The 23,258-nt window shown below is 55.3% G+C and carries 19 protein-coding genes; 7 read left to right on the forward strand and 12 right to left on the reverse strand.

Annotated elements, in window-relative coordinates; genetic code table 11:
* From GWQ27_RS14720 to GWQ27_RS14750, 7 genes are all read right to left on the reverse strand, one after another.
* On the reverse strand, positions 1–127 hold a 127-nt coding region (locus GWQ27_RS14720; RefSeq protein ID WP_265177126.1), incomplete at its 3' end, for a pyruvate kinase.
* A gap of 181 nt (positions 128–308) precedes the next feature.
* Positions 309–638, reverse strand: a complete 330-nt coding sequence (locus GWQ27_RS14725) for a glucose PTS transporter subunit EIIB (RefSeq protein WP_059112371.1) — start codon at positions 636–638, stop codon at positions 309–311.
* A 78-nt stretch (positions 639–716) separates the two neighbouring features.
* Entirely contained in the window at positions 717–2,777 is a 2,061-nt protein-coding gene (locus GWQ27_RS14730) for a beta-galactosidase (protein ID WP_275907652.1), read from the reverse strand.
* Positions 2,778–2,840: 63 nt separating this feature from the next.
* Positions 2,841–4,040, reverse strand: coding sequence for an arabinogalactan endo-beta-1,4-galactanase (locus GWQ27_RS14735; protein WP_059112373.1), 1,200 nt, complete (start codon positions 4,038–4,040; stop codon positions 2,841–2,843).
* Between the two features lie 18 nt (positions 4,041–4,058).
* Entirely contained in the window at positions 4,059–4,910 is an 852-nt protein-coding gene (locus GWQ27_RS14740; protein WP_059112374.1) for a sugar ABC transporter permease, read from the reverse strand.
* A 13-nt stretch (positions 4,911–4,923) separates the two neighbouring features.
* Positions 4,924–6,228 carry a sugar ABC transporter permease gene (locus GWQ27_RS14745; RefSeq protein WP_275907653.1) on the reverse strand — a complete coding sequence of 435 codons (1,305 nt, stop codon included), beginning with the start codon at positions 6,226–6,228 and terminating at the stop codon, positions 4,924–4,926.
* Between the two features lie 87 nt (positions 6,229–6,315).
* The gene (locus GWQ27_RS14750) at positions 6,316–7,551 is read right to left on the reverse strand and encodes an extracellular solute-binding protein (protein ID WP_017412379.1); all 1,236 of its coding nucleotides are present in this window, start codon (positions 7,549–7,551) and stop codon (positions 6,316–6,318) included.
* Positions 7,552–8,121: 570 nt separating this feature from the next.
* Here GWQ27_RS14750 and ugpC point away from each other — a divergent pair.
* The 4 genes from ugpC (at position 8,122) to GWQ27_RS14770 (ending at position 13,279) form a co-directional block, all read left to right on the forward strand.
* On the forward strand, positions 8,122–9,204 hold the full coding sequence (ugpC, locus tag GWQ27_RS14755) for a sn-glycerol-3-phosphate ABC transporter ATP-binding protein UgpC (RefSeq protein WP_275907654.1): 1,083 nt from the start codon (positions 8,122–8,124) through the stop codon (positions 9,202–9,204).
* Between the two features lie 397 nt (positions 9,205–9,601).
* A complete protein-coding gene (locus GWQ27_RS14760; RefSeq protein WP_275907655.1) occupies positions 9,602–11,635 on the forward strand; it encodes a methyl-accepting chemotaxis protein in 2,034 nt (677 codons plus the stop codon).
* Positions 11,636–11,691: 56 nt separating this feature from the next.
* On the forward strand, positions 11,692–12,114 hold the full coding sequence (locus tag GWQ27_RS14765; RefSeq protein WP_219590105.1) for a hypothetical protein: 423 nt from the start codon (positions 11,692–11,694) through the stop codon (positions 12,112–12,114).
* Positions 12,115–12,274: 160 nt separating this feature from the next.
* Entirely contained in the window at positions 12,275–13,279 is a 1,005-nt protein-coding gene (locus GWQ27_RS14770) for a glycosyl hydrolase 53 family protein (protein WP_059112381.1), read from the forward strand.
* Between the two features lie 62 nt (positions 13,280–13,341).
* On the opposite strand, the gene GWQ27_RS14775 is transcribed toward GWQ27_RS14770, so the two are convergent.
* From GWQ27_RS14775 to galR, 3 genes are all read right to left on the reverse strand, one after another.
* Positions 13,342–14,487 (reverse strand): arabinogalactan endo-1,4-beta-galactosidase, encoded by a 1,146-nt coding sequence (locus GWQ27_RS14775; RefSeq protein WP_275907656.1) that lies wholly within the window; start codon positions 14,485–14,487, stop codon positions 13,342–13,344.
* 67 nt (positions 14,488–14,554) lie between these two features.
* On the reverse strand, positions 14,555–15,841 hold the full coding sequence (locus GWQ27_RS14780; protein ID WP_096118574.1) for a maltoporin: 1,287 nt from the start codon (positions 15,839–15,841) through the stop codon (positions 14,555–14,557).
* 487 nt (positions 15,842–16,328) lie between these two features.
* On the reverse strand, positions 16,329–17,330 hold the full coding sequence (gene galR / locus GWQ27_RS14785; protein ID WP_005310836.1) for an HTH-type transcriptional regulator GalR: 1,002 nt from the start codon (positions 17,328–17,330) through the stop codon (positions 16,329–16,331).
* A gap of 312 nt (positions 17,331–17,642) precedes the next feature.
* Here galR and galE point away from each other — a divergent pair, with 312 nt between their 5' ends.
* Genes galE through galK form a run of 3 tightly spaced genes read left to right on the forward strand, consistent with a single transcriptional unit; the run spans position 17,643 to position 20,896 of the window.
* On the forward strand, positions 17,643–18,662 hold the full coding sequence (gene galE, locus GWQ27_RS14790) for a UDP-glucose 4-epimerase GalE (RefSeq protein WP_162626345.1): 1,020 nt from the start codon (positions 17,643–17,645) through the stop codon (positions 18,660–18,662).
* Positions 18,663–18,688: 26 nt separating this feature from the next.
* Positions 18,689–19,729, forward strand: a complete 1,041-nt coding sequence (gene galT, locus GWQ27_RS14795; RefSeq protein WP_059112384.1) for a galactose-1-phosphate uridylyltransferase — start codon at positions 18,689–18,691, stop codon at positions 19,727–19,729.
* 9 nt (positions 19,730–19,738) lie between these two features.
* Positions 19,739–20,896: a galactokinase gene (gene galK, locus GWQ27_RS14800; RefSeq protein ID WP_275907657.1), complete on the forward strand. Its 1,158-nt coding sequence runs from the start codon at positions 19,739–19,741 to the stop codon at positions 20,894–20,896.
* Positions 20,897–21,173: 277 nt separating this feature from the next.
* On the opposite strand, the gene araC is transcribed toward galK, so the two are convergent.
* Positions 21,174–22,085, reverse strand: coding sequence for an arabinose operon transcriptional regulator AraC (araC, locus tag GWQ27_RS14805; protein ID WP_005310828.1), 912 nt, complete (start codon positions 22,083–22,085; stop codon positions 21,174–21,176).
* Between the two features lie 152 nt (positions 22,086–22,237).
* Positions 22,238–23,239, reverse strand: a complete 1,002-nt coding sequence (araH, locus tag GWQ27_RS14810; RefSeq protein ID WP_017412388.1) for an L-arabinose ABC transporter permease AraH — start codon at positions 23,237–23,239, stop codon at positions 22,238–22,240.
* Between the last annotated feature and the right edge of the window lie 19 nt (positions 23,240–23,258).

A 23,258-nucleotide genomic window follows, 5' to 3' on the forward strand; every position in this document is an offset into this window, starting at 1 on the left:
GCTCGGCGTAATCGCCGTGGGAGAAGTTCAGGCGCATGACGTTCATGCCGGCATCCAGCATTTTAGCCAGCATTTCTTTGGATTCGGTCTTGGGACCTATGGTGCAGACGATTTTGGTCTTTTTCATATTTACTGACATGTACAGTCCAATGATTGAGATGAGAAATTGGCAATGCGTTGTGGTTTATGCGCCCAGGACAAGCCATAACAGATCAATTCGTCATGGGCGAGTGACCAGATACGGCAGAACAGGCGAGTCAATCAGGCGTAGCCAGACTCGCTGACCAGCACTATCGCGCCGGATCACATTATTCAAACCAGGTTGCGAGATCCCGGCGCAGGTTGTCAGAGCGCTTGCCGAAGATGGCCTGCACCTCCTGCCCTATGATGATGACGCCGATGGCGCCCAACTGCTGCAACGCTTCGCTGTTCACCGGCGAGAGCGCCTTGACCTTGACCCTGAGCCGGGTCAGACAGGCATCAAACGACTCGATGTTCTCTTTTCCACCAAATGCCGCCACCAGTTCCAGGATCCCCTCTTCATCCAGCCCGGACACAGCCTCTGGTTCCTGCCCTTTTTGCGATTTGTGGCCCAGTGCCAGACCAAACAGACGCTTGAAATCGTGCATGGATACCATGCTTCTCTCCCTTTTTTACCCGCAGCTCACGCATCGGGAAATAATCAAAAGAACCCGTCTACAAGACGGGCTCGGGGTTTACTGAACCGGACGGCTCAAGACACGGCAGCCATAAGCCTCCAGGGCCAGTTTCCCTGTCAGAGGCTGACCGGTACACATCTCCGTGTAAGCAGATGGCAGCAACACCGCTCTTGCCTCACAGGTGTAGTTCTGCAGGAAGATAAACTCCTGCTCACCATCGGTGCGGCGCTGTGCTGTGACCCCCAACGGCAGTTCGGTGGCCAGGGCCCATGGCAAGCCCAGCTCTTCTATCAGCTTGCCGAAGAAGTCACGCTGGAACGCCAGATCGTTGCGCGAGGCGATGTAATAGGCTTGTCCTTTGCCATGGTCGTTGACCGTCACCGCCGGGCGGCCGGCATAGAAGTCGCTATCGTAGCTGGCGAGAGCACGCGCCCCTTCCAACTGGATCAGGTCGCACAATTGAGTCACCTCATAGGGTCCCTTCAGCCCCAGCTCATTGTCCGGCAGGCCACTGATAGCGTTGCGCTCATGGTCATAGAGACTATCGATCTCTTCTGCCCATATCCCGAGCACTGGCCGCAATGGCCCCGGGAAACCGCCGAGATGACAGAGATCCGTCTCGTTGACGATGCCGGACCAGTAGGTGGTCACGAAGCGCCCCCCCGCCTGGACAAAACCGTCGACCCGCTCGGCAAAGCCGTCGCGAACCATATAGAGCATGGGGGCAATGACCAGCGAATAAGGGCTCAGATCGCAATCTGCATTGATCACATCCACCGCGACACCCTGCTCCCAGAAGGCACGATAGTGCTCGGCCACCGTCTTCTCATAGAAGAGACCGGCATTACGGGGACCCTGGGCGTTGTCCATGGCCCAGCGGCTCTCCCAGTCAAAAATAATGGCGACTCTGGCTTCCACCTTGCTGCCGGCCACGGCAGAGATCTTGCTCAGAGTTTCTCCCAGCGCCTGCACTTCGCGGCCAACACGGGTATCGATATGGCCGACATGATCGACCACGGCGCCATGGAATTTTTCCACCGAGCCACAGCTCTTGCGCCACTGGAAGTACTGCACCGAATCGGAGCCATGAGCCACCGCCTGCAGGGAAGAGAGGATATGCATGCCCGGCTTTTTCAGTTTGCTGATGGGCTGCCAGTTGGTCAGGCTGGGGGTAGACTCCATCAGATAGAAAGGTTTCCCCCCTTTTAGGGTGCGCATGAGGTCGTGGTACATGGCGGTATAGGCCGCCAGGGTGCAATCATCCTCGGCATTGTGCCAAAGGGGGTAACTGTCCCAGGAGATGAAGTCGATCACCTTGGCCAGCTGCCAGTAGTCATAGTCGTAGAAGTACTCCATGAAGTTGGTCGTCGCGGGCAGTGCCGGGTTTTCCGCCTTCAGGGGGGCTATTTCGGCGGCGCAGAAGTCACTGACCTGGGCCGTGTTAAAGCGCTTCCAGTCCAGATTCAGACCATGGATGGTGCTTTCGCCAATGGGCGATGGGGACTCTATCTGCTGCCAATCGGTGAAGGTGTGGCTCCAGAAGGTACTCCACCACGCCTTGTTCAGGGCATCCAGAGTACCGTAACGGGCTTTGAGCCAATCGCGGAACTGATGCTGGCACAACTCGCAATGACACTCGCCACCGTATTCGTTGGAGATGTGCCAGGCGATGACACCGGGATGGTTGGCGTAGCGTTTGGCCAGGGCACCGTTGATCTGGCGCACCTTGTCACGATAAACGGGTGAGCTCATGCAGTGATTATGGCGACCACCGTGCAATGCCTTGACCCGGTTTTTGTCGGTGCGCAGCACCTCGGGATAGGCCTTTGACAACCAGGCGGGACGTGCCCCGCTCGGGGTGGCCAGGAAGGTATAGATGCCGTTGGCGTAGAGCGTATCGAGCACTCGATCCAGCCATCCAAATTCATAACGCCCCTCTTCGGGCTCCAGACCCGACCAGCTGAAGATGCCGACCGACATCACGTTGCTGTTGGTCTGCTTCATCATCTCTATGTCTTTGGCCAGCACGGCAGGATCATCGAGCCATTGATCAGGGTTGTAATCGGCACCGTGCAACAGGACAGGCACCTTGCTGCTCAGGGGGGGAAACTTGAACATGCACTATCTCCATATAATGGACATCATCGCCGACGGGCACACAGGCCCGCCGATCATGGGTGACTAGTTGAACGCCTTGATGGAAGGCAACACCTTGCCCTGGCAATCGAACAGCGACTGATTCTCGCGGGCATTGCCCTCTTTCCAGTCATCACTGTTGTATTTCATGCCGGCCTTGGTGGCCCAGGTGGCGCCCGGTGTCGGCAACCAGGCCGGCTCCCAGTAGAAGACCCCCTTGCCGCGCCCTTCCGGCACCTTGGTGACTACCTGCAACAGATCATGGAGATAATTGGCCTGCCCCTGCACAGTGGCGGGATACCCGGCGTCATCCGCCTCTTTCGAGGTGAAGTTGTTTTCGGCGTTATCGCAGTTGGCTGTGGTATAGCCGTAAGCCGCCTCGACCACGATCAGATCCTTGTCATAGCGCTTGCTGATGTCATCCATGTTGTACTGGAGGGCATTCATGGGGCCGTTCCAGTAGATGTAGTAAGAGAGACCTATGATATCGAACGGCACCTTGCGCTTGGTTATCTCGTCAAACCACCAGATGAAGGTGTCATTCTTGGTCCCCTCCGCCAGGTGAAGCATGATTTTTATCTGATCCCCATGCTCTTTGACCGCCTTGATCCCCGCATTCAGCAGCCCCGCCAGACGGTCGAATTCCCCCCCGTTCTGGCCCCAGCTCTTGCCTTCCGGCCACAGCATGCCACCGTTAATCTCGTTGCCCACCTGCACCATGTCCGGCAACACACCGGCTTTGGCAAAGGCATCCATAGTGGTTTTGGTGTGTTGATAGACAGCCTCGGTCAGCTGGTCGATATTCATGTTGGCCCATGCCTTGGGCTTGTTCTGCCGGGCTGGGTCCGTCCAGAAATCGCTGTAGTGATAATCCAGCAGGAACTTCATGCCATTGGCCTTGGCCCGCTTGGCAAGCGCTATGGTGGTCGCCAGATCATTGTTGCCGCCACCATAAGGCTTGCCATCAGCATCCTTGGGGTCGACCCATAATCGCAGGCGGATATAGTTGAAGCCATTTTCCTTCAAAATGGCCATGGCATCCTGCGGGTTGCCATGCTCATCAAAGAACTTGCCGCCGTGCTTCTCTACCTCGGCCAGCATGGAAACATCGGCCCCCTTGATAAAGTCAGCCGCCACCTTGACCGGCTGGATCTGCACCGTTTCAGCCGCCAGAACCGAGGGGGCCATCATGGTCAATCCAGTGGCCAGCATGGCCGCCACCAACAAACTGTTTTTTAATTTCATCGTTGAGGTCCTGTGTGATTAGCCCTTGGTTCCGCCTGCGGTCAGGCCGGAAACAAAGTACTTCTGCAGTGAGAGATAAAGGATGGCGACGGGCACGGCGATGAGCACGGCACCGGCTGCATAGGTGGTGTAACTGGCCCCCATCTTCTGGGCGACCAGGTTATAGAGCCCGATGGGCAGGGTGAATTGATCCGGGGTACGCAAGATGGTACTGGCCAGGATGAAATCACCGAGCGGGCCGGTAAAGGAGAAGAGGGCCACCACCGCTATGATGGGTTTGGAAAGGGGCATGATGATCTCGATGAAGATCCGGAAGTTGCCCGCACCATCCATCCGTGCAGATTCATCCAGATCTTTTGGGATGGCATCCAGATAGCCTTTCATCAGATAGGTGTTCATGGGAATCATGCCCCCCACATAAACCAGCACCAGCGCCAGATGGCTGTTGATCAGACCCAGCATCTGCGCCAGCACGAAGATGGCGATCAGGGCCGAGAACTGGGGCACCATCTGCAGCAACAGAAACAGCATCAGTCCATTCTGGCGACCGCGAAAGCGGAAGCGGGAGAATGCATAGGCGGTAAAGCTGACGCTGATCAAGGTGAGCACCATGGTCAGGAAGCTGATCTTCATGGAGTTCCAATACCAGGCGGCATAATCAATCCGGCCATCAAACAGCTCCTGGTAATGCAGGAACGACAGATTGTCAGGCATGATCGAGGTATTGAGCAGGCTGCTACCCGGATTAAGGGAAGCCCCCACAGTCCAGATAAGTGGATAGATGATGATCACCGCGACCATCAACAGCAGCACATAACTGATGCCCAGCCGAATAAAGTTACTCTTTTTAACACTGTGTTTGACGCTCATATTCCAGCTTTCCTTAGGCCATATCATCTTGCTTGAAGGAGTTGGTTGCGCGGAATTGCCACAGTGCGATACCAACTACGAAGATGGACAGCAAAATCGTAATGCTGGCCGCGATGGAATATTGAGAGGAGGACATGGTCAATTTGTAAATCCAGGAGACCAGAATATCCGTACCACCCGCATTGGATCCAATTACAGCCGGACCACCGTTATTGAACAGATAAATAATGTTGAAGTTATTAAAATTGAAGGTGTATTGGGTAATCAGGATCGGCGCAATCGAATAGAGTACCAACGGCAAGGTAATCGTGGTCAATTTGTGCCATGTGCTGGCACCGTCTATGGTAGCCGCTTCATATAAATCGTCAGGAATAGCCTGCAGTACGCCAGTGGTCATGGCGAAGACAAACGGGAAACCCAACCAGGTTTGCATCAGGATCAATGCCGTTTTAGTCCAGAAAGGATCCGTCATCCACTGCTTGGGCTCAATACCTAATGACGCCAGAATGCCATTATTGATCACCCCAAAGGTTTCATTGAACATGCCGGCAAAAACCAGAATGGTGACAAAACCGGGCACTGCCCATGGCAATATCAAAATGGTGCGAATGAGCGCTTTAAACCTGAGGTCTTTCTGATTGACCAGGATCGCCAACAGGACACCAACCGAACATTGCAATGTGGTCGCAATCAGGGTCCAAATCACTGTCCACTGCAATACGTCCAGCAAGGTGGAACGCCACAAATCCAGACGAAATATATTAAAGAAGTTTTTCAGCCCAACCCAGTCAACCAGCTTGGCCGGTGGCGTGTGATACAAATCGTAGTTGGTAAAGGCAATAGAAAAACCAAAAATAATAGGAAAGACCACCACGAACACCAGCAGAATAAAACCCGGGGTGATCATCAGATAAGGGAAACCTTCACTCAACAAAAGCTGATATTGTTTTCTGATACCAGATAATGCATAGCCCTGATCCCGCTTTTCACCACAGAGATAAGCATCGCGGAGCCCCCAGTAATAGATACCGACACCAAACGTCGCGATCAAGACACTGATCACCCCTTTAGCCAGCAGAAACAACGAGTTATCTCTAGGCAACTCGGTCCCCAGCGTAAATAGCCCCCAAAATCCTTGTTGTAAAAAGTCATTGAATACGCTAAGGAAACAAGACATGACGATAAAAAACAGCGCACCTTTGATAAACTGCTTGTTATAAAACTGACCAAAGCCCGGGATCAGCGATAATAATGCAGCAATCTTGGCGTGCTGGGTTTTTAAACCAACCTGTGCGATTTCGCTGGAATCGACAACCACAATATACCTCCTATCCTTAAAGAAACATGGGTAGCATCAAGCAGCTTAATACTACCCATGCAGGCAAGGCGTAACGCCTGCGTATCGTTAATCCCGGTTTGCGTGGTTTGCCTCAATCTGCATATTGATGGTTTTAACGGCACCATTCAGGGCAGCCTTGACATCTTGCTTGCCGGTCACGCTCAATTGCAGAGCGCTATTGGAGGGCGTCCATACTTCTTGCATTTCCGGTACACTTGGCATGGGAACGGCATAACCGGCCTGGATGGCAACGGCCCTTGCTTTCTCATCCCCCTTGATAACCGGATCATCAATCAGTGACTTGACGGGTGGAATCTCACCTGTCTTCTCAAAACGAATTTTGGCGTATTCAGGCTGGTTGATAAATTCGATGAATTGTTGAGCCAACTCCTTCTGAGTGGAATAAGTAGAGACGCTGTATCCCTTTACCCCAAGGAAAGATCGCATGTGCTCGCCATTTGGCAGAGTGGGCAGTGGTGCCACCCCATAATTCACGCCGGCGTCCTGGTAAGGTTTGAATGCCCAGGGGCCCGTAATAACGGCAGCAGCTTTTTTCTCGGTAAACAGCGAGTCGATGGCATTGGCACCTGTCTCACCGACGATCCCTGCCGGGAACAAGCCATCCGCGTAGAACGATTTGAGGAAGGTGACCGCATCAATCGTCCCCTGATTGGCCAGCCCGATATCGTTCACATTCAGGGAACCATTGGCATTCTGGCCGAAAATATATCCCCCCATACCGGCAACGACGCCATATGAGTAATAAATCTCGTCAAATTTGGCTAGCAGACCATATTTATTGGCGGCGCGCTGCTCTTTGGAAACTTTGATCAAGTCATCGAAGGTTTCCGGTGCTTTTGGCAGTATGTCCTTGTTATACACCAGCACTATGGTCTCGACCGCTTTAGGAATACCGTACAACTTGCCTTCATAGGTCTGCGCATCCACGGCGGGCTTGGTAAAGCTGTCCATGTACTTGGCATCCACCTTGAGTTCGGACAGCAGCCCCTGCACCACGGCACCACCGACCTGATCATGGGGAATGACCAGTACATCGGGACCTATGCCTGCCGGGCCATCCAGCCGCAGCTTCTCGATTTGCTGCGCATATGGCATCTCCTGGATCTTCACTTTCACCTTGTACTGGGCTTCGAATGCCTTGATCGCATCTTCAATGCCATTGGACTTCTTGATGTCTTCCCACACCAGCAGCTCACCCTCTGCCGCCATCACCCCATGGCTCAACAGGCTGCCCGCCCCCAATGACAACATAATCACTGCTGTTAACTTATTGATTTTCATCTTTTATCCTTGTCCCTGTTCAAGCGAAAATGATTGTTCCATCGTGTTTTTTGCCGTGCATCAAACCAATGTGTGTAATAATTTCACTCTTTCCAATCACACGGGTATGACTCTCTGTCTACCAAGCCACTACACAATCTCAGCAAGGGTTGCAGGCTGCGTTGCCAAAAAACGCGACAAATTACATAACTAATTGATTAATAATCAACTTTCAGTTCTGTACCATGAGATCCGGTATGCTTTCCCGGTACACCTCACCAGGCCACGCCTCCATGAACTCACCCGAGAGGGCTGCCACAAGGGTAACGGTTACACCGAATGTGATTACGGTAAGCGGAGCACGTCATATCTGCCAGCAGCATATGCAAAGGTTGTGATCTCATACACAAAAGAAACAGCATTTTGTGCAAGCGGTTACACTCCACTGTTATATTCCCGTCACAAGTGATGCATGCAGTCGTCGCGAAGCGGGTTTCCGGCTGTTTATGTCTGGTTCCTGATGTGTTCCCCGTGTCACAAACGACATCGAGCATCATGACAGATTGGATTTATAATCAAGGAGTTAGCAGTATGGCGAGTATCAGTCTGAACAGTGTTGTCAAGCGTTTCGGCACCAACGTGACACTGCACAATGTGGATCTGGAGGTGGAAGATGGTGAATTCACCGTTTTTGTCGGCCCCTCAGGTTGTGGCAAATCAACCTTGCTGAGAATGATCGCCGGTCTGGAAGAGATCTCCGACGGCCATATCGCAATCGGGGGCACTGTGGTCAACGATGTTGCCCCTGCCCACCGTGGCGTTGCCATGGTATTCCAGTCCTATGCCCTCTATCCCCACATGACTGTGGCTGAAAACATGGGTTATGGATTGAAAGTGAACGGAGTGCCCAAGGAGCAGATCCAGCATCAGGTCGGCATGGTTGCCAAGACGCTGCAACTCTCCCATCTTCTTGACCGCAAACCAAAACAGCTCTCGGGGGGACAACGGCAGCGGGTTGCCATTGGTCGTGCCATAGTGCGCAACCCCAAGGTGTTCCTGTTTGATGAGCCCCTCTCCAACCTGGATGCCGAACTGAGGGTCGAGATGCGCCTGCATATCGCCAAGCTGCACCAGGAGCTGAAAACCACCATGATTTATGTCACTCATGACCAGATCGAGGCCATGACACTGGCAGACAAGATAGTCGTGATGAACTACGGCAAGGTGGAGCAAGTCGGCTCACCCATGGATCTCTATTACAAACCAGTCAATCAGTTTGTGGCCGGTTTTATCGGTTCACCCAAGATGAATTTCCTGCCAGCTCAGGTCATTAGCTGGTCTCCCAGCCAGTTGGAGCTCGCACTGTCAGAGCAAAGAACCATCACCCTGCCCATCATCACCAGCGAGCTGGCAGCTGGCAGTACTATCACATTGGGCCTGAGGCCAGAGCACCTGGTTCCTGGCGGTGATGGCATCCATCTATCCTTTACCTGTGAAGTGGTTGAGCGCCTTGGCAACAGCACTTATCTGTTCGGCCAATGCTGTGGCATCGACGGCTTCAAGCTGCTGCTGCCCGGTGACAATGCCTTCAAGCCGTACCAGCAGCTCGATGTTTTCTTCTCACCTGAGCACTGCCTTGTCTTTGCCGCCGATGGCACCCGGATCAGCCGCTAACCCCTCTGTCTTCTCTACACCCGCTTTTATCAATGCCAGATTTGCCCCCGCCAATACCGGGGGCTTTTTTCTTCCCTGATCCCATGCCCTGCCGCTCACCCTTCACCTCAGACCCAAAGCACTCCCTTCCTGCAGCACAAAATACCAGCAAAATGAGAGCCGGCTCTCAACCCTGTTTAAATCCTGTTTGGTTGAGCACCATGGCGGTGTAACAATAACCACAAAAAGTGAAACGTTACACAAAATCAGTGAATTTGAGTACAAAGACACGCCTCTATAAAGCGTCGTGAAGTATGACTAACACTCACCAACCTCCTGATAAAGCTGGCTAAAAATACCATATTGGTGATCCTCATCGACGGTCAGCCATGTCACTCTCAATATGTAAGCGATACCAATGAAAATACCCATACCACAGATATCCATCATCCAGCGCCTGATACTTGGTTTTGGTCTGATCATCACTCTGCTGGTTCTCGCCGTGATGGTCTCGTTACGAGCAGGCAACCAGCTGGCCATGCAGGTCGACATCCTGACGGGCGAGGTGGCACCCACTCTGGTTCAGAGTCGCTCGGTGACCAAAGACTTGTTTATGCAGGACAAGGTTCTGCGTGGCCTGCTCACCCTGCAGACGAGCGATGACGTCAGCAAGGGACGAGCCGAGCTTGCGCGCTGGCAGCAGGCGTTTGAACAGGACTTGGCACTGCTTGGCAACAAGGCCTCGCACCACCCGGCCATGATCAGCCGCATCCATGCCCTCACCGAGCAGCAGACGACCTATTGGCAGCTTGCAACCCAGATTGTTGAGAGCTATGCCGCCAACCTGAAGAGCCAGCAGATCCTGACAGAAGACACCTCCCTGACCCGTGACAACAAGCGCCTGCAGGGAGATCTCGCCATGCTGGTTGAAACACTGGGCGCCCACTACACAGCCGGACTCAAGAATGCGCTGGCCAACCAGCTGGAGCTGTTATTCACCAATACACAGGCGGCGATGAAGCTGCAGGATGCGGCCCGTATTGCGGGGCAACTGGCCAGCAACCAGACACTCAGCAAGGCTATCCAGCGCCAACGCCAGACACTGGCGGCAGAACTGCTCAAGCAGGAGAGCGCCTTTGGCGGCAAGATCGATCTGGAGCAGTCGGTGGGCACCCTGTTTGACCGGGTTGTACAACAGAGCGCAGGCAACGCAGGTTTGCTGGCAACCCACCTTCGCCTGGCACAAGAGAGCGATCAACTGCGCAACCAGAGCACTCAGGCCACCCGTATCATCGACTCGGTGCTGGGTGAGCTGGCGGAGATCGACAACAGTATCGATACCCAGCTTGCCCTGCGGGTGCAGAGCAGCAAACAGATCCTGAGCCAGCTGCAATCCCTGCTGTTTGTCGGTCTGCTGCTGTCACTGGCCGTCAGCGCACTGGTGCTCTGGCGCATCATTCACTCCATCCGAACCCCCATCAAGCAGACCCTGACGGTGCTCGAGGCCCTGAGTCGGGGTGACATGACAAGGCGCATCAACCATCGGCAGCAGGATGAATTCGGCCAACTGGCCAAGGGGATCAATGCCCTCGCCCAGGAGATGAGCAACATGCTGGGGCAAATTGTGATGGCCGCCAGCTCGCTGGGGGAGATGGCCAACCAGAACCAGTGTGCCCAGCTCAATGCGCAGCGACAACTGGAGCAGCAGCGCAGTGAAACGGCCAGTGTTGCCAGCGCCATGCTCGAGATGGAGCACACGGTACGCGATGTGGCAGAGAGCGCCGGACATGCCCAGCAAACGATCAAGGAGGTGTCGACGCAAGCCCGTTCCGCCAGCACCATGAGTGAAAACACCCTGACGCGCATGACCCAGCTCTCCCATCGTCTGGCGGATTCGCGCCGCATCGTCGAGGAGGTTCACGGGCTGGGCAACAACATAGGCAGCATTCTGGAATTCATCAGCCGGATTGCGGAACAGACCAACCTGCTGGCACTCAACGCCGCCATTGAGGCAGCAAGAGCCGGAGAACAGGGCAGAGGCTTTGCCGTGGTGGCAGACGAGGTACGCCAGCTGGCCAAGCACACCACAGAATCCACCACCACCATTCAGGCGATGATCACGGCGCTACAGCAGAGCGTGCACAGGGCCGTCACCACCATAAGTGGCTGCACCGATGTGATGGCACTTTGCGCCGATGACAGCGAGCAATCCCGTCACACCCTCATCCACCTCGCCAGCTCGCTGCAACAGGTGGCGGATCTCAGCATCCAGATCGCCATTGCTGCCCAGCAACAGCAGAACACCAGTCAAGAAATTGCCAGCAACATGAACAATATCAACAGCATCTCCGACGATAACCAGGAGATGCTGACCCGCGTTGCCCACACCAGCAGTCAGTTGCAACAGCTCTCACAACAGCAGCTCACGCTGGTACAACGATTCAGCCTGTAACCGATTGCCGGTCGACACCGGCCGGCGCCACTGAGACACAACACAAGGAAACGACAATGCTCAAACACACGCTCCTAGCCGCTACCCTGCTTGGTTGCCTTCATCCAGTCTGGGCCGCCGAGGCCGATACGGCGCAGACTCGTCCTCTCTTCCTGCGCGGGGAGATGAACAACTGGGAGGCCCCGGCCGCCCAGCAACTGGTCCAGAGTCAACCTGATCTGCTCACCGTCACCACCAGCCTGCAAGCCGGCCACGGCGCCTACAAATTCAAGATTGCCGATGAGAAGTGGAAGAGTGATACCACCTACGGCCAGTTCGACCCCGCCAGCAAGGTGGAAGCCGGCAAGCCAGTCATCGTCAAGGCCGGTTACCAGTGGAGCGACATGAAGTTCACCCCCCTCGAGGATGGGGCCTACCTCTTTACCCTGGATCGCCGCGATCCCGCCAGCATCCAGCTGACGGTGAGCAAGGCGCAGTAACGCTCCCATGGGCCGTCTCCGGCCCATATTACGTTTGCCCAGCACCTGACTGGATGTGCCATGGCCATGGCGCATCCAGGCAGGCGATTGCCCTACAACCTTCCCCCTGCCCCGGGTTCAGCCATGAGCCCGACCCCTTTTCAATTACGGAGAAACAAGGATGAAACTGAGCTTGATCAGTGCTCTGGTGCTTGGCGCCAGCATGCTCTACCCGTCAGAAAGTACTGCCATGGTCAAGGGAGCCGACGTCAGCTGGCTAACCCAGATGGAGCAGTCCGGCTACAGGTTTTACAACGACAGTGGCAAGCAGCAAGATTTGTTGCTCACCCTGAAGCAGCACGGCATCAACGCCATCCGGCTGCGGGTCTGGGTCAATCCGGCCGGAGGCTGGAATAGCCTCAACGATGTCATCGCCAAAGCCAAACGGGCCAAGGCGGCGGGCCTCGATATCATGATCGACTTTCACTACAGCGACAGCTGGGCCGACCCGGGTAAACAGACCAAACCGGCCGCCTGGCAGGGCTATACCTTCGAGCAGTTGATGTCCAACGTCTACTGGCATACCTACAACTCGCTCGTCGCCCTGAAGCAGGCCGGCATCACGCCAAAATGGGTACAAGTTGGCAACGAGACCAACAATGGCATGCTGTGGGATGACGGCAAGGCATCGGCCAACATGCGCAATTTTGCCTGGCTGATCAACAGTGGTTATGACGCCGTCAAGGCCGTCAACAAGTCGACCAAGGTGATAGTCCATCTCGCCAACTGCGAGAACAATGCCCTTTACCGCTGGATGTTTGACGGCCTCAAGGCCAATGGCGCCAAGTGGGATGTGATCGGCGCATCCATCTACCCCACCCAGACCGGCAATGGCGACTGGTTCTCCATGAACAACCGTTGCTATGACAACCTTGCCGATATGGTCAGCCGCCATGGCAAGGAGGTAATGATAGTGGAGGTGGGCATGCCCTGGGATGATCCGAAAAACAGCTACGACACCCTGGTCGACCTGCTCAACAAGATGAAATGGATCCCGGACAACAAGGGATTGGGCGTCTTCTACTGGGAACCCCAGAGCCATAACGGCTGGCAGAATTACTCGCTCGGCCTGATGGATCAAGGTGGCAAACCCACCTATGCCATGGATGCATTCCTGCAAAACTGATCGCAACATCACCACTGATAGCAGGGGGAGCTCTTGGCATCCCCCTGCGCTTCAAACAAGCCTTACTCTTTTTTCGTCACCGATCTCACCGCCAGAGCCAAGGATCTGAGCGCCGGCAAAGCTCGGCCATCGGCATCAAACAGGGTCACATTATCCCACTCATTCCCCGCCCCCCGCTTCCAACCAGCCCCCGCTACCGCAATGAACTCGGGCTCCCAGTAGAAGAAACCCAACCCTCGCCCCTGCGGTACACCATGGATCTCGCGCAGCAACTGCCACAGGAAGTCGCGCTGCCCCACCGGGGTCATCGGATAGGTCTCTGGCCCGGTATGGGTGTAGATGTTTTGCTGCTGATCCCCATTGCCCTGTGTCCAGGGGTAAGCCGTTTCAACCACGATGACAGGACGGGAAAAACGGCTGCTAAGGTCAACCATGTTGCGAGCCAAATCCCTCATGGCGCCATGCCACACCGGGTAATAAGAGAGTCCCATCACATCGAAGGGAACCTTGCGGGCGAGGATCTCTTCGAACCAGTGACGACAACGCGCGTTATCGCCACCCGCATCCAGATGCAGTATGACTTGGCTCGAGGGTGACACTGCCTTGACGGCGCGAGCGCCTGCGGTAAGAAACAGGGCCAGATTATCCCAGTGAGGCAAACGCCCCAGCGGCCACATCATGCCATTGGAGATCTCATTGCCCACCTGAACCCAGGCCGGGGTGATCCCCTCCCTTTGCAAACGGCTCATCAGCTGGTGAGTAAATTGATAGAGCCGCTCGCTGACCACAGCCACGGACTTGTCACGCCAGGCAACCGGCATATTCTGCTTGCCTGGATCGGCCCACCAGTCGCTGTAGTGGAAGTCCAGCATGATCCTGAATCCCATCCGATGGGCCCGCCTGGCCAGAGCAATCACATGATCCGGGTTGTTATACCCCTCAACCCCGCTCTGATCCGCCGGGAAGCGATAATGCTCGCCGGGCTCATTCCAGACCTTGATACGAATGGCATTTATCCCATGACGCTTGAGGATAACCAGCAAGTCTTCTGGCCGCGCACCATCATAAAAACGGGCACCGGCCGCTTCCAGCTGCGGTAAATGGGAGACATCCGCCCCGATAATCATGGGCTCCCCCTCCTTGCTCATGGACGATGCACTCATCAGCAACATGGCTCCCAACAACGGTAGCCCCCCCTTCCAACCCATCGGCGATCTCCTTGTCCGGGACAAAAAGGGAGCCAATGGCTCCCTGATTGTTCAATCTGTGTGGTGCTTACCACCAGGCTTCGGCCTGTACCCCGAAGTTCCAGGTGCTGTCATCTTCCCCCCCATTGAATGACTCGCCTTCACCATCTTTCAGGTAGCTGGCAAACACACGGATCTCTGGGCGGGCAAACATGCTGGGGCCGGCAGACCAGGCCTGCGCCAGGGTGTATTTTTGACCACTGGACTTGTCTTCAGAACCACTGGTCCAGGTCTTGGTGCTTTCATATGTACCGGCTTCAACCAGCGTCTTCATGATATCGGTCCAGGCATAACCGCCACGAGCCACTGCACTGAACAACTCAGTGTTGTCGTGCCATTCCTGCAGTTTTTCACCCTTACCATAGGTAAAGACATGGTTGACGGAGAACTTGTCACCCAGGGGAATATCACCGGTCAGGATCACCCGGTAACCCTTGGCGTCATCAGTGAGTTGCCAAACGTCATACCAGCCGCCCCCTTGGGAGATCATGTTCTGGGCAAGCCCCTTGTTCGCATACTGCAGCACCAGCTTCTCGTTGATGCCGCTGCCAGCAAAATACTGACTCATTTCTGCCGTCAACATGACACCGTTCTCGGGATCGTACTTGCCACCTGTGGCTTTCTGCTCATCGGTCGGATTGGGCATGGCATAGCTGACGCCCGCCTCAGTCCAGGCCCCTTCCCAGGGTGCCCAGCCGGCATACCGCAGATCCAGGAAGTTGACGTTCAGATCATTGTCGACAATCGAGTTATCGATATCGTTGCCATCAGAGCGGATCCACGCCAGCGAGAATGCACCCGGACCCGCCTTGAGGTTTTCAATACCGGCACCGGCACCCGAGATATTCCAGTATTTGGTATCGATGATGTGAAGATCGTGGCGCTGATAGAAGCGCTTGCCCGCCCAGACCACAGCATCGGGGGCAGCAGAGATCAGCCCCTTGGCTTTCACATTGAATTGACGCAGGGCAAATGTCGCATCTTCACTGCACTGCTTTTTATCAAAGTCACAGACAGTTGCCGTGCTTTCATAATCATTGGAACCATTGCTCTGCATGCTGAACATGCTGTCAACGTAGAAAACCTTGCCGTCCTTGTTGTAAACCTCCTGACCAATACCAATTTCGGTATAGGTATCACTTTCGTTACCCAGGCGTCCGACAAGGCTCTGATTGCCGGTTTGCATATCCCCATCTTGGGATACACCTACGCCGGATCGAAAATAACCAGAAAAATCAACAGCATTAGAACTAAATGCTGTCATTGACAGTGCCAGGGCAACGGATGTAGTCAGTAGCTTCACTTTCATAGTCATTCCTTTATTCCACTGTTGCATTGTTATCTTGATGAACGCTCACCAATCCAGAGGGAAAGCGCTTTCACTAGCCGGAGTGGATTATAGAAAGATTCAAGCCACCACTGACATGATACAACTCACATAATTGTAATTATTACATCGCTGAAGCATTTAATTACTAAACAAACAATAATGAACAACCCTTAAGTTTATGATTACTAAGCAATAAAAAATACAAGCGAGGGTGTTATCGATTACACAGCTTATGCATTCAGAAAATCAACGGCGATGACGACATACGGAAATTGCAGCGGGTCCATCAAAAATGTGAGCAGCATCACCTGGTGCAAGACATGGATGGATGGATGGATGATGGCGCTGTTGCATCTGGACAGCCATACGCAGCAACAAGAGGAAGAGTACACAGACAAGGAAGAGACAAAAAAGCAAGGCGCCTTGACGGCCTTGCCTGATGACTTATCGACAGCGGGGGATCAGGGGAATGTCAGTCAATACTCCGGACCGAATGACGGCGAACCAGAGTAGGGCTGAACATATGGGTCGTCTGGGGCAGGGGTCCCCCTTTTGACAAGGCGATCGCCAGCTCGGCAGCCTGGGTGGCCATGGCGATGATGGGATAACGCACCGTCGTCAAGCGAGGGCGCAAATAACGAGAAATCAGGACATCATCAAATCCGACCAGTGATAGCTCCTGCGGTACCTCGATACCATTGTCGCTCAGCACGGACAATGCCCCTGCTGCCATTGAGTCGTTATAGCAGACCACTGCCGTCATATGCTGGCCTCGGCTCAGCAGTTCAGTCATCGCCGCCTCACCGCCCAGTTCATCCGGACTGCCACGGGAGATCAGGCGCTCATCGACGGCTATCTCGTGCTCTTGCAACGCATCAAGGTAACCCTGCAAGCGATCTTGTGAGTCAGAGATCTGATGATTGGAGCAGAGAAACCCTATCTTCTTGTGCCCTTCCTGGATCAGATGACGAGTTGCCAACCAGGAGCCATAACGATCGTCCAGCGCCACACAGCGGGACTCGTACCCGGGGACGATGCGATTGATCAGCACCATGCCAGGGACATAACTCATCATCTGGATCAACTCTTCATCCGGCAGCATTTTGGCGTGCACAACCAGCCCCGAACAGCGATGGCCAATTAATTGCTCTATCACATGCTTTTCTTTGACGGCATCGTGATAGCCATTCCCGATGAGCAGGAAGTTGCCCGTCGACTGTGCCACTTGTTCTACGGCTTTCACCATGGTGCCGAAGAAGGGGTCGGACACATCTGCAACAACCAGCCCCAGTGTCTCGTTGCTTTGATGGGCTAAGGCCCGCGCATTGGCGTTGGGATGGTAGTTGAGTTCATTCATCGCCTTGAAGACAGCATCACGGGATGCCTGACTCGCCTTGGGAGAATTATTGATGACACGTGAGACTGTGGCGACAGATACGCCAGACAGGAGTGCTACATCTTTGATTGTTGCCATGGATTAGCTTTTCCGGTGAACGGTACAAATAAAAACCATTATTTCATGGGTTCAAGATACTACCGGCATTTCCCATGCCTGACACGGCTTTCATCTAAAAAGCGGGAGCATCCTATCAATACATGTCGGCGGCAGTGTAACTCGCTTACATACACAAAATCCCGACAAGCCAGCTTTCCAAAGACCATTTGTGACAAAAATCACATTAAATGCACAGCCATCTTCCCTCCCCTTCCCGGCAAGAGCACAATAAGGGAAAGCGGTTACACAATAAAAACACCAACAGGAATGAGCACCAAGGAGCGCCACATGTTGAAAATCCTTGTCACCGGTGGAACTGGTTACATAGGAAGTCATACCTGTCTGCAGCTTATCGCTGCCGGTATGACCCCCATACTGTTAGATAACCTCGCCAACAGCAAAGAAAGTGTTCTCGAACGTATCCAAACTCTCAGTGGGCAGCGCCCAGTGCTCTATCGGGGGGATGTGCGTGACGCCAGCTTGCTGGATCGGGTGTTCGCGGAACAGCAGATTGATGCCGTGATCCATTTCGCCGGACTCAAGGCCGTCGGGGAATCAGTGCAAAAACCCCTTGAATACTATGACAATAATGTCAGCGGCACTCTGGTTTTGTTGCAGGCGATGCAGCGTGCCGGGGTCAAGACGTTGTTGTTCAGCTCATCGGCCACCGTCTACGGTGAGCCGGACACCATGCCTGTCCGAGAGGAGAGCCCAACCCTGCAAGCCACCAATCCTTATGGCCAGAGCAAGCTGATGGTTGAGCGCCTCATCAAGGACTTTGCCAATGCGGCGCCCGATTGGTCATTGACCCTGCTGCGTTATTTCAATCCAGTGGGCGCTCATCCCAGTGGCTTGATGGGTGAGGACCCACAGGGGATCCCCAACAATCTGATGCCCTATATTGCCCAGGTGGCAGTAGGACGCCGTGACAAACTCGCCATTTTTGGGGGTGACTATCCCACCCCGGATGGCACTGGCGTGCGCGATTACATTCATGTGATGGATCTGGCCGACGGGCATGTGGCGGCCTTGCAGACCAAGCTCGGGCAGTCGGGCGTTCATGTCTACAACCTGGGAACAGGACATGGCTACAGCGTTCTCGACATACATGCCGCCTTCTCCCGGGCCTGTGGCCGTGACCTGCCTTATGAAATAGTGCCACGGCGCGCGGGGGATATCGCCCAATGCTGGGCAGATCCCAGCCGGGCCCTCACCGAACTGGGCTGGCAAGCTCATCGCACCCTTGATGACATGACCGCCGATACCTGGCGCTGGCAATCACAAAATCCGAACGGCTATCCGACCCTATGAGTGGCCAGCACGAGGAGCATTTATCCATGCAATTTGAACCAACCGATCACCCGCATCGTCGTTATAACCCGCTGATCCAGCAGTGGGTACTCGTCTCGCCCCACAGGGCGAAACGCCCCTGGCAGGGTCAGCAGGATGAGCCGGATCGTACCCTGCGAGCCCCCCACGACCCTGACTGTTTCCTCTGCGCAGGCAATACCCGCGTCACCGGTGACAAGAATCCGGATTATCAGGAGACCTTCGTCTTTACCAACGACTTTGCCGCCCTGATGACAGACACACCGGCAGCACCGGCCAGTGACGATCCCCTGTTCCAGCTGGAGAGTGCCCGTGGTACCAGCCGGGTGATCTGCTTCTCACCGGATCACAGCAAGACACTGCCCGAGCTGCCGCTCCCGGCACTCACCGCCGTGGTCAATACCTGGTGCGAGCAGACCGCAGAGCTGGGACATGATTATCCCTGGATCCAGGTATTCGAAAACAAGGGCAGCATGATGGGTTGCTCCAATCCACATCCCCACGGACAGATCTGGGCCAACGGCTTCTTGCCCAACGAAGCAGTGAAAGAAGACAACGCCCAGCGGGAATACCTTGCCAAACATGGCCGCGCCATGTTGCTCGATTATGTCGAGCGCGAGCGAGCCGATGGCCGTCGCACCGTGGTTGAAACGGAGCACTGGTTGGCGGTCGTGCCCTATTGGGCCGCCTGGCCGTTCGAGACCTTGCTGCTGCCCAAGTTTTCGGTGGCGCACCTGCCCGCATTGAACCCGCAACAGCGGGCAGACCTGGCGCTCGCGATCAAGAAACTGACCAGCCGTTATGACAACTTGTTCCAGTGCTCTTTCCCCTATTCCATGGGTTGGCATGGCGCCCCCTTCAATGGCGCAGAGAACGACCACTGGCAGTTGCACGCCCACTTCTACCCGCCCCTGCTGCGCTCTGCGAGCGTGCGCAAGTTTATGGTCGGCTATGAAATGCTGGCAGAAACACAGCGTGATCTGACGGCAGAGCAGGCGGCCGAACGACTGCGTGCTGTCAGTGATGTCCATTTTCGCGAACAGGTTTGAGGTTGAGTTATGAGTATTGAATCACCACGCAGCGTGACTGATACCACGTTTTACACCCAATACGGTTACCATCCGACCCTCGCCATCCAGGCGCCAGGTCGCGTCAATCTGATCGGTGAACACACGGATTACAACGACGGTTTTGTACTCCCCTGTGCCATTGACTATCAGACAGTGATCAGTGCGGCTCCTCGCCAGGACAGCCTGGTGCGAGTCATCGCCGCTGACTACAACAATCAGCAGGATGAGTTTGATTTGAGCCGTCCCATAGCGTCACGCCCTGAATACTTGTGGGCCAACTATGTACGGGGAGTCATCAAGTATCTGCTGCTGCGGGGCTGCGAACTGACCGGTGCCGATCTGGTGCTCAGTGGCAATGTCCCGCAGGGCGCTGGCCTGAGTTCCTCCGCCTCTCTGGAAGTGGCCGTGGGGCAGATATTTAAGGAGATGAATCACCTCGACATCAGTCAGGCCGATATCGCCCTCAATGGGCAACTGGCAGAGAACATGTTCGTCGGCTGCAACTGCGGCATCATGGATCAGTTCATCTCGGCTCTGGGTCAGCAGGATCACGCCCTGCTGATAGACTGCCGCAGCCTGAGGACTCGCCCCGTCCGTATTCCGGCTGGCATCGATGTTGTCATCATCAACTCCAATGTTCGCCGCGGACTGGTCGACAGTGAATACAATGCCCGCCGGGCACAATGTGAAGAGGCGGCCCGCCATTTTGGCGTCAAGGCGCTGCGCGATCTGACCATGACGCAGTTTGTCTCCCGAGCCGATGAGCTGGATCCCGTCGTCGCTCGCCGCGCACGGCATGTCATCTCCGAGAATGAACGGACCCTGGCCGCAGCCGATGCCCTGGCCAATGAAGACATGATCATGATGGCGGAGCTGATGGCGCTCTCCCATGCCTCGATGCGGGATGATTTTGCCATTACCGTGCCCGCCATTGATGCCCTGGTCGACATCATCAAGGAGATCATCGGCAGTCGCGGCGGTGTGAGAATGACGGGTGGCGGCTTCGGTGGCTGCGTTGTGGCGCTGGTGCCACATTCACTGACCTCGATAGTCTGTAAACAGGTCAATGCCCGCTATCCCCAGGTCAGCGGGTTGCAACCCAGCATCTATATCAGTAAACCCTCGGCAGGCGCCGGTATCCTCTGATGTCCCTGACGATGTCGCTATCGGGCACTCTTCGTAGCCATCACGAATAGTGACATCGTCGGGAGAGAACTGACGCCGGTTTGAACGCCTTGCACCCTAGCCAGGCTCTGGCAGCAAAAACGTGGGCAAACATGGCACCGTCATCTCTCCCATCCTCTTCGACACCAGCAAGTCAATCGGCAAACAGGGACGTCAGTGACGTCCCTGTTTGCGGCCAATACCTGGTGTTTTGATGCAATTCGCCCGTGCTTTGCTTCACCTGTCTGCAATCCCCCTGTCAGAGCGGGGTGGCGCATTTGCGATATTCGGTCGGGCTGACACCGACCCGTTTCTTGAACACCCGTGAGAAGTAGAGCTGATCGTCATACCCCACCTGCTGACCAATGGCGGCGACCGACATGGGCGTGGTCTGCAACAGGAGCTTGGCCCGCATGATCCGCTGATCTTCGCGCCAACGCACTATGCTCACCCCCACTTGCTCGCGAAACAGGTGGGCCAGCCGCGAAGGAGACAAAAACACCTGCTCGGCCAGCGCCTCGACCGATATCTCAGCCGAAAGCGAGTCGCTCAGGATCTGGCACGCTTCGTGAACCCTGTGATCAATGGCGGGATATTCCGTCAGGGAGGACGCCTCGTAACAACGGATGAGCAGCCGCTCCAACAGGTTCATTGCCAGTTGCTCCGACATGGGCCTCAGCTGCTTGTGGGTCTCTTCGATATCGAGAAACAGCGCATCAAACTCATCGAGCAATTGACCGTCTGCCAGATTCAGACGCCCCACATTGGCAACCGCCCGCGGCCACTTGAGCCAGTCGGCCCAATAGGCTCTTGGCCGGAAATAGACCCAGCGGTGATACCACTCCCGGGCATCCGGTGCCCGGCCGTAATGGTGCACGGCCGCGGGCGGGAAGAGCAGCAAGTCGCCTGGCTCCACCGTGAACGCCTGATCACCCTGAAAGATCTGCCCCTTGCCCTTGATGGTCAAGTTGACGATGAACCCCTTCATGCCACCAGGTCGGTCGATGATGAAGTCGAGTGGGCTGTGTTGCTCGATAGGTGTCATGCCAGAGACGAGGAAGACATCGAAGGCATATCCGGGCAACAGGGGATTGAGTTGTTTTGGCTTCTCTTTTTGCATTGATGACATGGCACAAAAAAGCGCTTGGGTAAAAAAATCGGCATGGGCCATTGTAGAGACTCGCTTTGGGAACACGCTATCTGACGGCCAGCGCAGTGTGAATTTATTGAACTGGCTCACAGTCGGGTCTGCTGCGCGCCGGGGGAGGTCCAGACAACAAGGCCAGCGAGATGCTGGCCTGAGATGGCGTGAGAAAACCAGGGTCAGACTCGTGCCTTGCGCACCTGCTTGTAGCGGTCGAACAGGACGGCGGCGAGCAGGATCAAGCCACGCACCACGTACTGGGCGAACGGGGATATGTTGAGCAAATTCATCGCATTTTCCATCAAACCCAGGATCAACACACCGGCGATGATGTAGGAGATCTTGCCAATGCCCCCCTTCATGGAGACCCCTCCCAGCACGCAGGCCGAGATGACCACCAACTCGAAGCCGATGGAGGTCATGGGCTGCCCGGAGGTCATGCGGGAGGCGAGAATGATCCCTGCAATCGAGGCGATCAGCCCCGTCATGGTGAAGATGATGATCTTGGTGCGCACCACGTTGACCCCCGCCAGCCGGGCGGCCTCTTCATTGCCCCCCATCGCCAGGGTATTGCGGCCAAAGGTGGTCTTGTTGAGCAACAGGCCAAACAACACGAAGCACAGCGCCGTCAGCCAGATAGGCGTCGGGATCCCCAGCAGGGCTGAGCTGCCAAGTTCGAAGAAGCCCTCCTCCACTATACCGACCGCCTTGCCGTCCGAGATGATGTAGCCCACCCCGCGCGCCATCTGCATGGTTGCCAGCGTGGTGATCAGGGCATTGATCTTGAACTTGGCCACCACTATGCCGTTGATGAGGCCAAACAGGACGCCGACCGACATGCCGGCCAGGATGCCGACCGTGATGCTCTCGGTGGCGTTGATCCCCACGGCGCAGGCCACGCCGGAACAGGCGACGACCGAGCCGACCGACATGTCGAATTCACCGGAGGCGAGGCAGAACAGCATGCCGCAGGCCACCATGCCGGACATGGAGACCGCAAGGCCCAAGCCACGCATGTTGATCAGGCTGGCAAAGTTGGGGATCAGCACGCAGGCCAGCAGGAACAGGATGGCGAAGATCACCAGCATCCCGTATTGATCCCACACTCGAGCCAGTTGCACTCTGGTGCCGGTGGCCGCCGAGACAGTCGCGGCCTGACCGACAGAAGTCGTTGTTGTCATGGTATTTCTCCTGATTATT

The sequence above is a fragment of the Aeromonas sp. 5HA1 genome, from assembly GCF_029237245.1.
In the GTDB taxonomy this organism is placed as follows: domain Bacteria; phylum Pseudomonadota; class Gammaproteobacteria; order Enterobacterales; family Aeromonadaceae; genus Aeromonas; species Aeromonas salmonicida.